Source organism: Helicobacter pylori, from assembly GCF_001998165.1.
GTDB lineage: Bacteria > Campylobacterota > Campylobacteria > Campylobacterales > Helicobacteraceae > Helicobacter > Helicobacter pylori_DL.
In genome coordinates, this window is sequence record NZ_MTWR01000014.1 from 1 (window position 1) to 13,118 (window position 13,118).

The 13,118-nt window shown below is 40.6% G+C and carries 12 protein-coding genes, 5 tRNA genes and 2 pseudogenes; 16 read left to right on the forward strand and 3 right to left on the reverse strand.

All coding sequences use genetic code 11. The features are described 5' to 3' along the window. The first annotated feature begins 138 nt into the window (after positions 1 to 138). The 4 genes from BZK24_RS02180 to BZK24_RS02195 are packed head-to-tail and all read left to right on the forward strand — an operon-like array spanning position 139 to position 3,418. Entirely contained in the window at positions 139 to 1,053 is a 915-nt protein-coding gene (locus BZK24_RS02180; protein WP_077656430.1) for a CpaF/VirB11 family protein, read from the forward strand. Then, on the forward strand, positions 1,054 to 2,358 hold the full coding sequence (gene fliI, locus BZK24_RS02185) for a flagellar protein export ATPase FliI (protein ID WP_001128712.1): 1,305 nt from the start codon (positions 1,054 to 1,056) through the stop codon (positions 2,356 to 2,358). Positions 2,359 to 2,368: 10 nt separating this feature from the next. Then, positions 2,369 to 2,635: a flagellar biosynthesis protein FliQ gene (gene fliQ, locus BZK24_RS02190; protein ID WP_000445741.1), complete on the forward strand. Its 267-nt coding sequence runs from the start codon at positions 2,369 to 2,371 to the stop codon at positions 2,633 to 2,635. A 3-nt stretch (positions 2,636 to 2,638) separates the two neighbouring features. Continuing rightward, a complete protein-coding gene (locus BZK24_RS02195) occupies positions 2,639 to 3,418 on the forward strand; it encodes a UDP-N-acetylmuramate dehydrogenase (RefSeq protein WP_077656431.1) in 780 nt (259 codons plus the stop codon). 52 nt (positions 3,419 to 3,470) lie between these two features. On the opposite strand, the gene BZK24_RS02200 is transcribed toward BZK24_RS02195, so the two are convergent. Further along, positions 3,471 to 4,328: a phosphoethanolamine transferase gene (locus BZK24_RS02200; protein WP_242423408.1), complete on the reverse strand. Its 858-nt coding sequence runs from the start codon at positions 4,326 to 4,328 to the stop codon at positions 3,471 to 3,473. A gap of 17 nt (positions 4,329 to 4,345) precedes the next feature. Between BZK24_RS02200 and sabA the strand changes: the two are divergent. The 6 genes and pseudogenes from sabA to BZK24_RS02230 all read left to right on the forward strand — a co-directional run. Continuing rightward, positions 4,346 to 6,322, forward strand: a pseudogene (gene sabA, locus BZK24_RS02205) (Hop family adhesin SabA/HopD); the annotation flags it as partial. 566 nt (positions 6,323 to 6,888) lie between these two features. Then, positions 6,889 to 6,964 (forward strand) — tRNA-Lys (locus tag BZK24_RS02210). Between the two features lie 10 nt (positions 6,965 to 6,974). Beyond that, positions 6,975 to 7,049 (forward strand) — tRNA-Glu (locus tag BZK24_RS02215). A gap of 40 nt (positions 7,050 to 7,089) precedes the next feature. Further along, positions 7,090 to 7,165 (forward strand) — tRNA-Val (locus BZK24_RS02220). 40 nt (positions 7,166 to 7,205) lie between these two features. After that, positions 7,206 to 7,282, forward strand: a tRNA-Asp gene (locus tag BZK24_RS02225). Positions 7,283 to 7,344: 62 nt separating this feature from the next. Further along, positions 7,345 to 7,420, forward strand: a tRNA-Glu gene (locus tag BZK24_RS02230). A 13-nt stretch (positions 7,421 to 7,433) separates the two neighbouring features. Here BZK24_RS02230 and panC read toward each other — a convergent pair. Together panC and pyrF are read right to left on the reverse strand one after the other, a co-directional pair. Continuing rightward, complete coding sequence (gene panC, locus BZK24_RS02235) at positions 7,434 to 8,264, reverse strand: pantoate--beta-alanine ligase (protein ID WP_077656434.1); 831 nt, start codon at positions 8,262 to 8,264, stop codon at positions 7,434 to 7,436. Continuing rightward, positions 8,265 to 8,948, reverse strand: a complete 684-nt coding sequence (gene pyrF / locus BZK24_RS02240; protein ID WP_077656435.1) for an orotidine-5'-phosphate decarboxylase — start codon at positions 8,946 to 8,948, stop codon at positions 8,265 to 8,267. Positions 8,949 to 9,070: 122 nt separating this feature from the next. Here pyrF and BZK24_RS02245 point away from each other — a divergent pair. From BZK24_RS02245 to BZK24_RS09320, 6 genes and pseudogenes are all read left to right on the forward strand, one after another. Beyond that, a pseudogene (locus tag BZK24_RS02245) lies at positions 9,071 to 9,737 on the forward strand (carbonic anhydrase). Then, entirely contained in the window at positions 9,724 to 10,554 is an 831-nt protein-coding gene (kdsA, locus tag BZK24_RS02250) for a 3-deoxy-8-phosphooctulonate synthase (protein ID WP_077656436.1), read from the forward strand. Before BZK24_RS02245 ends, kdsA begins: the two are co-directional and overlap by 14 nt. A 9-nt stretch (positions 10,555 to 10,563) precedes the next feature. Then, positions 10,564 to 11,034, forward strand: a complete 471-nt coding sequence (gene ribH / locus BZK24_RS02255) for a 6,7-dimethyl-8-ribityllumazine synthase (protein WP_001219987.1) — start codon at positions 10,564 to 10,566, stop codon at positions 11,032 to 11,034. Position 11,035: 1 nt separating this feature from the next. After that, positions 11,036 to 11,452: a transcription antitermination factor NusB gene (gene nusB, locus BZK24_RS02260; RefSeq protein ID WP_000235751.1), complete on the forward strand. Its 417-nt coding sequence runs from the start codon at positions 11,036 to 11,038 to the stop codon at positions 11,450 to 11,452. 304 nt (positions 11,453 to 11,756) lie between these two features. Beyond that, positions 11,757 to 12,518, forward strand: coding sequence for a YaaW family protein (locus tag BZK24_RS02265; protein WP_000323696.1), 762 nt, complete (start codon positions 11,757 to 11,759; stop codon positions 12,516 to 12,518). Positions 12,519 to 12,602: 84 nt separating this feature from the next. Beyond that, positions 12,603 to 12,743: a hypothetical protein gene (locus BZK24_RS09320; protein WP_000071328.1), complete on the forward strand. Its 141-nt coding sequence runs from the start codon at positions 12,603 to 12,605 to the stop codon at positions 12,741 to 12,743. Positions 12,744 to 13,118: the final 375 nt, after the last annotated feature.

Here is a 13,118-nt window from a genome sequence, read left to right on the forward strand (position 1 = left end):
GACGCCAGCATTCACGCTCTTTAAAGCCCCCTTTTATAAATGCCCTAGGTGTTGGCGTTTTAAAAGCGAATTAGAAAACACCCCTTGCAAGCGTTGCGAAGAGGTTTTAGAAGAGCGATGATAAAAGGATAGGGCTTTTTGGAAACTTTACAAACCCATAGAGTTTTACAAGCCCTAATCGGCCATTTTACCCCTTTTTTAGAAAGCGGGATCACCGAGCTTATCATCAATACCGAGCAGGAGCTTTGGCTCTATAAAATCAATAACACCCGAGAAAAAAGAGGGCATGCGCTTTTTGATAAGGCGTTTTTATTGAGGTTTTGCGAGCAATTGGCCAGTTTTAGGGGGTTGTTTTTTGATGAAGAGCACCCCACCTTAAATTGCTCTATCCCTTTCACGCGCTATAGGGTGAGCGCGAATCACTTTAGCATCACCACAAACAATCAAATCACGCTCAATATCCGTGTGCCTAGGCTTAAGCCCTTAAGTTTAGACGATTTCACTTTTAAAGCAAGCGATCCAGAAGGTTTGAAAGATTTAGCCCTAAAAGGGCATAACATTCTCATTAGCGGGGAGACTTCAAGCGGTAAAACAAGCTTACTCAACGCTCTTTTAGACTGCGTCAATAAAAATGAAAGGGTGGTGAGCGTTGAAGACAGCCAAGAATTGGATTTAAAAGCGTTCAGTAATTGCGTGGGGCTTTTAGTGGGCAAGCAAGAAAACACGCGCTTTAATTATGAAGACGCTCTCAATATGGCCATGCGCTTAAACCCAGATAGGCTCATTGTGGGCGAGATTGATACCAGGAATGCGGCGCTCTTTTTGCGTTTAGGGAATACCGGGCATAAGGGCATGCTTTCAACCATTCACGCTAATAGCGCTCAAAACACTTTAGAAGCCCTTTCACTGAATTTGAGCATGCGTTACACGCATTCTTTGGATAAAGATCTAATGCGAGCGTATTTTAAAAGCGCGATTGATGTGATCGTGCATGTGAATAGGATCAATAATGAGCGCCAAATCGCTGAAGTCTTATGGACTAAAGAGCTTTAAATGCCCCTAAAATCCTTAAAAAACCGCTTGAATCAGCATTTTGATCTATCGCCTCGCTATGGGAGCGTGAAAAAAATCATGCCCAATATCGTTTATGCGGATGGTTTTAACCCCTCTGTGGGCGATGTGGTGAAGATTGAAAAAAGCGATGGCAGCGAATGCGTGGGGATGGTGGTGGTGGCAGAAAAAGAGCAGTTTGGTTTCACGCCCTTTAACTTTATAGAGGGGGCTAGGGCTGGCGATAAGGTGCTGTTTTTAAAAGAGGGGTTGAATTTCCCTGTGGGCCGTAATCTTTTAGGGAGGGTGCTTAATCCTTTAGGGCAAGTCATTGACAATAAGGGGGCGCTAGATTATGAACGATTAGCGCCTGTCATTACAACGCCTATAGCCCCTTTAAAAAGAGGCTTGATCGATGAGGTTTTTAGCGTGGGGGTGAAGAGCATTGATGGGCTTTTGACTTGCGGTAAGGGGCAAAAACTGGGCATTTTTGCCGGCTCTGGGGTGGGTAAATCCACGCTAATGGGCATGATCACTAGGGGTTGTTTAGCGCCCATTAAAGTGATCGCTTTGATTGGGGAAAGGGGCAGAGAAATCCCTGAATTTATAGAGAAAAACCTGAAAGGGGATTTAAGCTCTTGCGTGTTGGTGGTCGCTACGAGCGATGATAGCCCTTTGATGCGCAAATACGGGGCTTTTTGCGCGATGAGCGTGGCGGAGTATTTTAAAAACCAAGGGCTAGACGTGTTATTCATCATGGATTCAGTGACTCGTTTCGCTATGGCTCAAAGAGAAATCGGTTTGGCCTTAGGCGAACCGCCCACTTCCAAAGGCTACCCCCCATCCGCGCTTTCCTTATTACCTCAATTAATGGAGAGAGCGGGCAAGGAAGAAAATAAGGGGAGCATCACGGCTTTTTTTAGCGTGCTAGTAGAGGGCGATGATTTGAGCGATCCCATAGCCGATCAGGCTAGGAGTATTTTAGACGGGCATATCGTCTTAAGCAGGGAATTAACCGATTATGGGATCTACCCGCCTATTAATATTTTAAACTCCGCATCAAGGGTGGCTAAAGACATCATCAGCGAGTCTCAAAACCTTTGTGCGAGGAAATTCCGCCGTTTGTATGCGTTGTTGAAAGAAAATGAAATGCTCATTCGCATCGGCTCTTATCAAATGGGGAACGATAAAGAGCTTGATGAAGCGATTAAGAAAAAGGCTTTAATGGAGCAGTTTTTAGCGCAAGATGAAAACGCTTTGCAGCCTTTTGAACAAAGCTTTCAGCAATTAGAAGAAATCTTAAGATAAAAGGAATGTTATGGAATCACAACTCATGAAACTCGCCATTGAGACTTATAAAATCACTTTGATGATTTCTTTACCGGTATTACTAGCGGGCTTGGTGGTGGGGCTATTAGTCAGTATTTTTCAAGCGACCACTCAAATCAATGAAATGACTTTGTCTTTTGTGCCTAAGATTTTAGCCGTGATTGGGGTGCTGATTTTAACCATGCCGTGGATGACGAACATGCTTTTAGATTACACCAAAACCTTAATCAAGCTCATTCCTAAAATCATCGGCTAGAAAATGCTAGAAAAAACCATTGATTTTTCTCGTTACAGCAGCGTGAAAATCGGCACGCCTTTAAAAGTGAGCGTTTTAGAAAACGATGATGAAATTTCTCAAGAACACCAGATTATCGGTTTAGCGAACAACCTTTTAATCGCTCCTAGCGCGAAAAATCTCGCTTTATTAGGAAAAAACTACGATTATATTTGCGATAAGGGCGAGTGGGTGGAGGTAGGGGGAGCGACGAATTCTTCTAAAATTTTTAATTATTTTAGGGCGAATGATTTAGAGGGTTTGGAGTTTTTAGGGCAATTGCCTGGCACTTTAGGGGCGTTAGTTAAAATGAATGCCGGCATGAAAGAATTTGAAATCAAAAATGTTTTAGAAAGCGCTTGCATTAATGGCGAATGGCTAGAAAAAGAGGCTTTGGGGCTGGGCTATCGCAGCAGCAAATTCAATGGCGTTGTTTTAAGGGCTAGGTTTAAAAAAACGCATGGTTTTAGACAAGAAGTTTTAAAAGCGTGTCAAAGCATGCGCAAAAGCCACCCTAAATTGCCTAATTTTGGGAGCTGTTTCAAAAACCCGCCTAACGATCATGCGGGCAGGCTTTTAGAGAGCGTGGGCTTAAGGGGTTATCGCTTAAAAAGGGTGGGCTTTGCCAAAGAGCATGCGAATTTTTTGGTGAATTTGGGGGGTGCAGGATTTGAAGAAGCCCTAGATTTGATAGAACTCGCCAAAGCTAGAGTGTTACAAGAATACGGCATCCATTTAGAAGAAGAAGTGAAGATTTTAAGGTAGGGTTGAAAGCTTTTTTAAAATCAATCTTACCCCTATTGATGAGAGCAGAGCCTTATCTCTCATAGCAAACAGCCCTTTTTCTTTGAGTGTCAAATTTAGGGCTAAAAAGGTTTTTACTCTCTATTTCATCTTTAGTGTGAATGCCTACCAAAGGCAAAAGAGAATGGATTAAATCATCGCTCATGAAAGGTTTGTTTAAAGCGTTTTTAATCAATTTCACTTTCTCGGGGTGTTTTTCTTTAAAAATATCGCTCACATAAATCATAAAAGGGATTTCTAAGCCCGCTTTAGAACAGCTATGCCCATAAGTGGGGCCGCTTTCAAAAATATCTTGCGCATGGTCGCTCAAATAAAACACAATAGCGTCTTTATCTTTAAAGAGGTTAAAAATCCCATTCAAAACAAAGTCGTTATAATAGAGCGAATTGACATAATCGGCAACGATTTGTTTGTCTCTATCGCTGCTTGCATGCAAATTAGAAAAAGACAAATCGCTTGGTTTGAATTTGGCAAAGCTTTGGGGGAAGCGTTCGCTGTAAGTCTTGTGTGAGCCACGCAAATGGAACACGATAAAATTCTTGCTTTTTAATTGGGATGGGATATTTTTAGAATAAAAAGTTAAAATATCTTCATCATAGCTTGTCCATTCTCCAGGAAGGAAGTAGAGATTTCTATCGCGTTGAAGGAAATAGCGGTTTTTAGAGCGACTAGAAACTAGATCTTGTATCAATGACCATTGATCGACGAATTGTTTTTCTAACCAAAAAGTTTCATAATGGGATCGCTTAAAAATGTCTATCATGTTGCGGTAATGATACCAAGGCTTATTCGTTTCAGCATCGCTATAATTGAGCAGGTTTTCAAAGACATCAGAAGTGCTGCCTTCTTTGCTTATCGTGTCAGAAAACACGAACAAGTTGTTACTCTCTCTCTCTCTCTCTCGCTTCATCGCTCTTAAACGCTGAAGACAACGGCTTTTTTATCAGCGCGGGCTATCAAATCGGTGAAGCCGCTCAAATGGTGAAAAACACCGGCGAATTGAAAAAACTCTCAGACACTTATGAGAATTTGAGCAACCTTTTAAGCAATTTCAACAACCTCAATCAGGCGGTAACGAACGCGAGCAGCCCTTCAGAAATCAATGCTGCGATCGATAATTTAAAAGCAAACACGCAAGGGTTGACCGGCGAAAAAACCAATTCCCCGGCGTATCAAGCGGTGTATTTGGCGTTGAATGCGGCGGTGGGGCTGTGGAATGTCATCGCCTATAATGTCCAATGCGGTCCTGGTAAGAGTGGTCAGCAAAGCGTAATTTTTCAGGGCCAGCCAGGACATAATTCAAGTTCCATTAATTGCAATTTAACCGGTTATAACAACGGGGTTAGCGGCCCTTTAAGCATTGAGAATTTTAAAAAGCTTAATGATGCCTATCAGGTTCTCCAACAAGCGTTAAAACAAGGGGTACCCGCTTTGAATAACACGAAGCAACAGATAGAAGTCAAAGTAACAACACAAACTAATGGAGCTAGTAAAAGTGAAACTACTACTACTACTAATGACGCTCAAACCCTTTTGCAAGAAGCCAGTAAAATGATAAGCGTCCTCACTACAAACTGCCCATGGGTCAATCACAATCAAGGGCAAAATGGGGGCGCGCCGTGGGGTTTAGATACGGCAGGGAATGTGTGTCAGGTTTTTGCCACTGAATTTAGCGCCGTTACTAGCATGATCAAAAACGCCCAAGAAATCGTAACGCAAGCTCAAAGCCTTAACAACCAGCAAAGCAATCAAAACGCGCCGCAAGATTTCAACCCTTACACCTCTGCTGATAAGGCTTTCGCTCAAAACATGCTCAATCACGCGCAAGCGCAAGCCAAGATGCTTGAACTAGCCGCTCAAATGAAAAAAGACCTTGACACTATCCCAAGCCAATTTATCACAAATTACTTGGCAGCTTGCAGAAGTGATGGCACAACGCCTAGTCAAGGGGTTACTAGCAACACTTGGGGAGCCGGTTGCGCTTATGTAGAAGAGACGATAACGGCTTTAAATAACAGCCTTGTGCATTTTGGCACTCAAGCAGAGCAAATAAAGCAGTCTGAGTTGCTTGCACGCACTATACTTGATTTTAGAGGCAGCCTTAGCAATTTAAACAACACTTATAACAGCATCACCACGACCGCTTCAAACACGCCTAATTCCCCATTCCTTAAAAATTTGATAAGCCAATCCACTAACCCTAATAGCCCCGAGGGCTTAAAGACCGTTTACCAACTCAACCAAAGCGCTTATTCGCAATTATTAAGCGCCACGCAAGAATTAGGGCATAACCCTTTCAGACGCATTGGACTAATCAGCTCTCAAACCAACAACGGCGCGATGAATGGGATCGGTGTGCAAATAGGGTATAAACAATTTTTTGGTGAAAAGAAACGATGGGGGGCTAGGTATTACGGCTTTTTTGATTACAACCACGCTTATATCAAATCCAGCTTTTTCAATTCGGCTTCTGATGTGTTCACTTATGGGGTAGGAACAGATGTTCTCTATAACTTTATCAATGATAAAGCCACTAAAAACAGCAAGATTTCTTTTGGGGTGTTTGGGGGTATCGCCTTAGCCGGCACTTCGTGGCTTAATTCTCAATATGTGAATTTAGCGACATTCAATAATTTCTATAGCGCTAAAATGAATGTGGCGAATTTCCAATTCTTATTCAACTTGGGCTTGAGAATGAATCTCGCTAGGAATAAGAAAAAAGCAAGCGATCATGCGGCTCAGCATGGCGTGGAATTAGGTGTGAAGATCCCCACGATCAACACAAATTACTATTCTTTGCTAGGCACTCAACTCCAATACCGCAGACTCTATAGCGTGTATTTGAATTATGTGTTCGCTTACTAAAAGCTCGCATTAAACCCCTTTTGAACCCTTTTTTTTGGGGTGGTTTGATGGAAAATCCTTTTTAGTGTTTTTTATATTAGTTAGTGAAAAACTTGATACTAATTTAAGCGATAGTTTTTTAAAAAAGCGCTTCTTTTTGGGGGTTTTTAAGTTGAACTTTAAAAAGGGGAGAATGGTTTCAAAATACCCCCTACTTCCTTAAGGAAATGCGTTTTTAAATACTTTAAACAAACTCAATGAAATGATTTTTACAACAAAATAAGATCTAAAACGATAAAACAAAACCCATTTTTTAAAAATGAAATTTTTTAAACAAAAAAAAGCATTAAATCCTAATAAGATTTGTTAGATCTTGATAAAGCTTTTTTAAAACCCCAAAAACAATACTAACCAATAACAAAAACGCATCTATTGTGATCCTTATGGCATTAAAGCGCAACCAAGTTTTTTATTGAAGCAAAAGCTGTTATGCCGTTTTAAGAGCGTTTCGTTTCTATGAAAACAGCAATATTTTTCAATTATTCTTGACAAGCGTTAAAAAAAATTGTATCATTATCTTTTTGTGAGACCCGTTAGCTCAGCTGGTAGAGCAATTCCCTTTTAAGGAATGGGCCGTTGGTTCAAATCCAACACGGGTCACCATGAGCATCGTGGCTCCTTCATCTAGTGGTTAGGATACCACCCTTTCACGGTGGTTACAGGGGTTCAAATCCCCTAGGAGTCACCACTCTTTTATACGGGTTTAGTTGGATTTATCTCAATATTGTGGTCGCTTAGCTCAGTTGGTAGAGCGCTACCCTTACAAGGTAGATGTCATAAGTTCGAGTCTTATAGCGACCACCATGACTAAAGCATGCATTTTTAGACTATGGGGTTTGGATAGGGAGCGGTAGTTCAGCTGGTTAGAATATCTGCCTGTCACGCAGGGGGTCGCGGGTTCGAGTCCCGTCCGCTCCGCCACCAAGAACTTTTTAAATCATTTTCTACGCTTTATTTTCAAATAATAGTCAATCGTTAAAAATGACCCTTTCATCTAGTGGCCAAGGATACCACCCTTTCACGGTGGAAACGGAAGTTCAAATCTTTCAAGGGTCGCCACAAAAATTTCAAACTACACCCATAAATTATCTAAAAGCCTGGTTTTACCCACACGAGCCGCCACTAAAATGAGCGTGTTAGTTGGCTCTATGGTTTTTAAAGGCTCTAGCTTGTGGTTACAACATTCCAAATAATCCACTTCTAAATTTTTTAAAATTTCAAGCCCTAGTTTTTTCAGTTTTTCGCACGCTTTTTCGCCCTTGTCTATGGCTTGCTTGATGTTTTCTAGAGCTTTTGGAATGGCTAGGGCTTGTTTTCTTTCTGTGGCATTCAAATACACATTCCTAGAGCTTAAAGCCAAATGATCGCTATCTCGCGCAATCTCGCATGGCGCTATTTCAATGTCTAAAAGCAAATCTTGGACTAAATGCTCAATGATTAAAAGCTGTTGGGCGTCCTTTTTGCCAAAATACGCTCTAGTGGGATTGATAAGATGGAACAATTTTAACACGACCTGAACCACCCCATCAAAATGCCCCTTACGCACCGCTCCCTCTAAAGAGTGGGATAGAAATGTAGGGGCGTAGAGTTTTAGGCGTTGCTCTATTTCATAGGGATATATTTCGTCAATTTTAGGCAAAAACACCGCATTAACGCCTAATGTTTCACACAAAGCCAAATCCTTTTCTAAAGGGCGCGGGTAAGCGCTAAAATCTTCGTTAGCCCCAAATTGCGTGGGGTTGACAAAAACGCTTACAATCGTGTGGGGATTTTCTTTCAAACTCCTTTCTATCAAGCTTTGATGCCCTTTGTGTAAAGCCCCCATAGTCGGCACAAACCCCACGCTTTCTTTCAAACTTTTACGATATTCTCTTAAAGCAGCAATCGTTTCTAACACATGCATTCAACAATCCTTTAAAAGCTCTAAAACCACTTCTCTAGGCTCTTTAGCCTGATAAATGGGGCGGCCCACCACGATAAAATCGCTTAAATTTTGTTTAGCTTCTTTAGCGTTCGCCACCCTTTCTTGATCTTCTTTATCATTTTTATCCAGCCTTATGCCAGGGGTTAAAGTCAAAAAGCCTTGACCTAAAGTCTCTTTAATCGCCAAACTTTCAAACACCGAACACACCACCCCATCAATCCCGCTCTCTTTACCCATAGCGCTCAATTTTATCGCTTGAGTTTTTAAAGAGGCGTTATACACCATCAAAAATTCCTCTTCGCTAAAGCTGGTTAAAGCGCTCACGCCCATGATCAAGGGGCGTTTTTTAAGAGCGTTTAAGCGTTGCATTAAGATTTCTAGCGCGCTTTTGCCGCTGCTCAAATGCACGGTGAGCATGTCAATTTCTAATTTCGCGCATTCTAGCGCGGCATTTGCCATCGTATAAGGGATATCATAGAGCTTCAAATCCAAAAAGATCTTAAAATTTTCATCAATCTTTCTGATTTCATCTAAAAAAGTCGCCCCGTCTCTTATAAAAGATCTAAGCCCCACCTTAGCCCATAAATCTAAGCCCTTCAATTCTTGTAATAAAGAAAGGTTGTCCTCTTTTTTTTCTAAATCCAATGCGACACATAATTGCATGAAAGCCCTTTAAAGTGTAAAATAACGCCATTATAACAAAAAGAAATGGAAGAATTTTAGCTATGATAAGCGTTTTAAAATGAAAACCAAGTTTAAGAAAATGAGATTTTAAGGGTTAAAGAGTGAAAGCGTTTTTAGGGGTGTTAGAGTTTCAAGAGAATGAATACGAAGAGCTTAAAGAGCTTTATGAGAGCTTAAAAACTAAGCAAAAGCCCCACACTTTGTTCATTTCTTGCGTGGATTCACGAGTCGTGCCTAATCTAATCACTGGCACCAAGCCGGGCGAATTGTATGTGATCCGCAACATGGGCAATGTGATCCCCCCTAAAACAAGCTATAAAGAATCCCTTTCTACCATTGCGAGCATTGAATACGCTATTGCACATGTGGGCATTCACAATTTAATTATTTGTGGGCATAGCGATTGTGGGGCTTGCGGGAGCGTTCATTTAATCCATGATGAAACCACCAAAGCTAAAACCCCTTACATTGCAAACTGGATACAATTCTTAAAGCCTATTAAAGAAGAATTAAAAAAACCACCCGCAATTCAGCAACCACTTCGCCAAGCGTTCATGGCTTACGGAGCGTTTGAATGCGCGCTTGCAACTCAACAACCTCTTAAGCTATGATTTCATTCAAGAAAGAGTGATGGATAACGAATTAAAAATTTTTGGTTGGCACTATATCATAGAAATAGGCAGGATTTATAATTATAATTTTGAAAGCCATTTTTTTGAGCCGATTGAAGAAACCATTAAACAAAGGAAAAGTCATGAAAACTTCTAACACAAAAACCCCTAAATCCGTTTTAATCGCCGGGCCATGCGTCATTGAGAGTTTAGAAAATCTAAGAAGTATCGCTACTAAATTACAACCCCTAGCCAACAACGAGCGATTGGATTTTTATTTTAAAGCGAGTTTTGATAAGGCTAACCGCACGAGTTTAGAAAGTTACAGAGGGCCTGGTTTAGAAAAAGGCTTAGAAATGTTACAAACCATCAAAGAGGAATTTGGTTATAAAATCTTAACCGATGTGCATGAGAGCTATCAGGCAAGCGTGGCAGCCAAAGTAGCGGATATTTTACAAATCCCGGCGTTTTTGTGCCGCCAAACGGATTTGATTGTAGAAGTGAGCCAAACTAACGCTATTGTCAATATCAAAAAAGGGCAATTCATGAACCCAAAAGACATGCAATATTCTGTCTTAAAAGCCCTTAAAACAAGGGATAGTAGTATTCAAAGCCCCACTTATGAAACGGCGTTAAAAAATGGCGTGTGGCTGTGTGAAAGGGGGAGCAGCTTTGGGTATGGGAATTTAGTGGTGGATATGCGCTCTTTAAAAATCATGCGAGAATTTGCCCCTGTGATTTTTGACGCTACCCATAGCGTGCAAATGCCAGGGGGAGCGAACGGGAAAAGTTCAGGAGACAGCTCTTTTGCCCCTATTTTAGCCAGAGCTGCGGCTGCGGTGGGGATTGATGGGTTATTCGCTGAAACGCATGTTGATCCTAAAAACGCCCTAAGCGACGGAGCAAACATGCTAAAACCTGATGAGTTAGAACACTTAGTAACCGACATGTTAAAAATCCAAAATTTATTTTAAAGGAATTTCATGCGAATCATAGAAGGGAAATTGCAATTACAAGGGAATGAAAGAGTCGCTATTTTAATCTCGCGCTTCAATCATATCATCACAGACAGATTAAAAGAAGGGGCGATGGATTGCTTTAAAAGGCATGGGGGCGATGAGGATCTTTTAGACGTCGTGCTGGTGCCTGGGGCTTATGAATTGCCTTTCATTTTAGAGAGATTGTTAGGGAGTGGAAAATACGATGGCGTGTGCGTTTTAGGAGCCATTATTAGAGGGGGGACTCCGCATTTTGACTACGTGAGCGCGGAAGCGACTAAGGGCATTGCCAGTGCGATGCTAAAATACAGCATGCCTGTAAGCTTTGGCGTGCTTACCACGGACAATATTGAACAAGCGATTGAAAGAGCGGGCAGTAAAGCCGGCAATAAGGGCTTTGAAGCGATGAGCACCCTCATTGAATTGTTGAGCTTGTGCCAAACCCTCAAGGGTTAAAATGGCGACACGGACTCAAGCCAGAGGGGCTGTGGTTGAATTGTTGTATGCGTTTGAGAGCGGTAATGAAGAAATTAAAAAAATCGCTTCCAGCATGTTAGAAGAAAAAAAGATCAAAAACAACCAGTTGGCTTTCGCTTTAAGCCTTTTTAATGGCGTGTTAGAAAGAATCAATGAAATTGACGCTCTCATTGAACCGCATTTGAAAGACTGGGATTTCAAGCGATTAGGGAGCATGGAAAAGGCGATTTTACGCTTAGGAGCGTATGAAATTGGCTTCACGCCCACACAAAACCCTATCATCATCAATGAATGCATAGAGCTTGGCAAACTCTACGCTGAGCCTAACACCCCTAAATTTTTAAACGCTATCTTGGATTCTTTGAGCAAAAAGCTCACTCAAAAACCCTTGAATTGAGGGCGTTTTATACCTAAATTTAAAAAATGATGCTATAACCGCTTTATTTTCTTTTTAGCCATTATTTTATTAGTTGTTTTTTATAAAAAAAACATTATTCAGGCAATAACCAAAGAATTGGTGTTTTAAAGCATGAAATCTATAGAACTAAGAGCGTTGGGCTTTTGAGTTTAAGTCTTTTTAGAATATTAAGTATAGTTTTAGACAAATGATATTAAAATCAGTAACCACTTTAGAAAAACAGCGATGGAGTGCGAAAAGTCGTTTGTTTTTAATAAGTGATAAAACAATATAAAGGAATAATATGGCATACAAATATGATAGAGACTTGGAATTTTTAAAGCAACTGGAATCTAGTGATTTATTGGATTTGTTTGAGGTGCTTGTTTTTGGTAAAGACGGCGAAAAAAGACACAATGAAAAACTGACCAGCTCCATAGAATACAAAAGGCATGGCGATGATTACGCTAAATACGCAGAAAGAATCGCTGAAGAGTTGCAATACTATGGGAGCAATAGTTTTGCGAGTTTCATTAAAGGCGAAGGAGTCTTATACAAAGAGATCCTATGCGATGTGTGCGATAAATTAAAGGTCAATTACAACAAGAAAACTGAAACGACTTTAATTGAACAAAACATGCTTTCTAAAATCTTAGAAAGAAGCCTAGAAGAAATGGATGATGAAGAAGTGAAAGAAATGTGCGATGAATTGTCCATAAAAAACACGGACAATTTAAACAGACAAGCCTTAAGCGCGGCGACTTTAACGCTGTTTAAAATGGGAGGCTTTAAATCTTATCAATTAGCTGTCATTGTTGCGAATGCGGTCGCAAAAACCATTCTAGGGCGTGGTTTATCGCTTGCAGGCAATCAAGTGCTTACAAGAACCCTGAGCTTTTTAACAGGCCCTGTTGGCTGGATCATTACAGGCGTATGGACAGCGATTGATATTGCAGGGCCGGCTTATAGGGTAACCATACCGGCATGCATTGTGGTTGCCACTTTACGCCTAAAAACACAGCAAGCCAGTGAAGATAAGAAGTCGTTGCAAATAGAATCCATTTAAGCTTTTTTTTAGGGAAAAGGGTATAGAATGGAGACCCAGATGCGAAAACGCATCTAGTTTTTATTTTAATTTAAGGGAGACACAATGAGTAACAGTTGCAGCAATCAAAACCACAATCAAAAAGGTGATGCTAAAAATCAAAACAACGAAAGTTGTCAAAAAAATAGCCAAAACCAAGCTAATCAATGCAACGCTAACCACGAACATAAAAACGATAAAAAGTAAGGGTTAGAGGGTTAAAGGAGGGGGGTTTTCTTGTGTCAAAAATCAAAATAGCGGTTCGTTTAAATTAGCCTTACCCAAAGAAAAAATTAAATAAATTTCTGCTTCCAAATTCAGATTTGTTTTACATTATTAACATTCGCTTTATTGATATAACGAGTGAAATCGCTATCGCTAGAATTAGGCATTCCTATCCAAAATGATAAGCACATCAAAATATTTTAATCATTATAGTTGCCATCATTCTCTGGTTGTGAATTAATAAAGCTCATTAGCGTCTGTAGCGCTATCTTTATATGCAGTTAGCGGGTGTGTTTAAGCCTTTTAGGGCGTTAAACATGATTTTAAAAAATGATGCTATAATCACTAATCACTAAT

Excerpts from the sequence above, each read along its gene's own strand:
- fliI (WP_001128712.1), top strand. The coding sequence starts at position 1,054 with ATGCCCCTAAAATCCTTAAAAAACCGCTTGAATCAGCATTTTGATCTA.
- fliQ (WP_000445741.1), top strand. The coding sequence starts at position 2,369 with ATGGAATCACAACTCATGAAACTCGCCATTGAGACTTATAAAATCACT.
- BZK24_RS02195 (WP_077656431.1), top strand. The coding sequence starts at position 2,639 with ATGCTAGAAAAAACCATTGATTTTTCTCGTTACAGCAGCGTGAAAATC.
- panC (WP_077656434.1), bottom strand. The coding sequence starts at position 8,264 with ATGCATGTGTTAGAAACGATTGCTGCTTTAAGAGAATATCGTAAAAGT.
- pyrF (WP_077656435.1), bottom strand. The coding sequence starts at position 8,948 with ATGCAATTATGTGTCGCATTGGATTTAGAAAAAAAAGAGGACAACCTT.
- kdsA (WP_077656436.1), top strand. The coding sequence starts at position 9,724 with ATGAAAACTTCTAACACAAAAACCCCTAAATCCGTTTTAATCGCCGGG.
- ribH (WP_001219987.1), top strand. The coding sequence starts at position 10,564 with ATGCGAATCATAGAAGGGAAATTGCAATTACAAGGGAATGAAAGAGTC.
- nusB (WP_000235751.1), top strand. The coding sequence starts at position 11,036 with ATGGCGACACGGACTCAAGCCAGAGGGGCTGTGGTTGAATTGTTGTAT.
- BZK24_RS02265 (WP_000323696.1), top strand. The coding sequence starts at position 11,757 with ATGGCATACAAATATGATAGAGACTTGGAATTTTTAAAGCAACTGGAA.
- BZK24_RS09320 (WP_000071328.1), top strand. The coding sequence starts at position 12,603 with ATGAGTAACAGTTGCAGCAATCAAAACCACAATCAAAAAGGTGATGCT.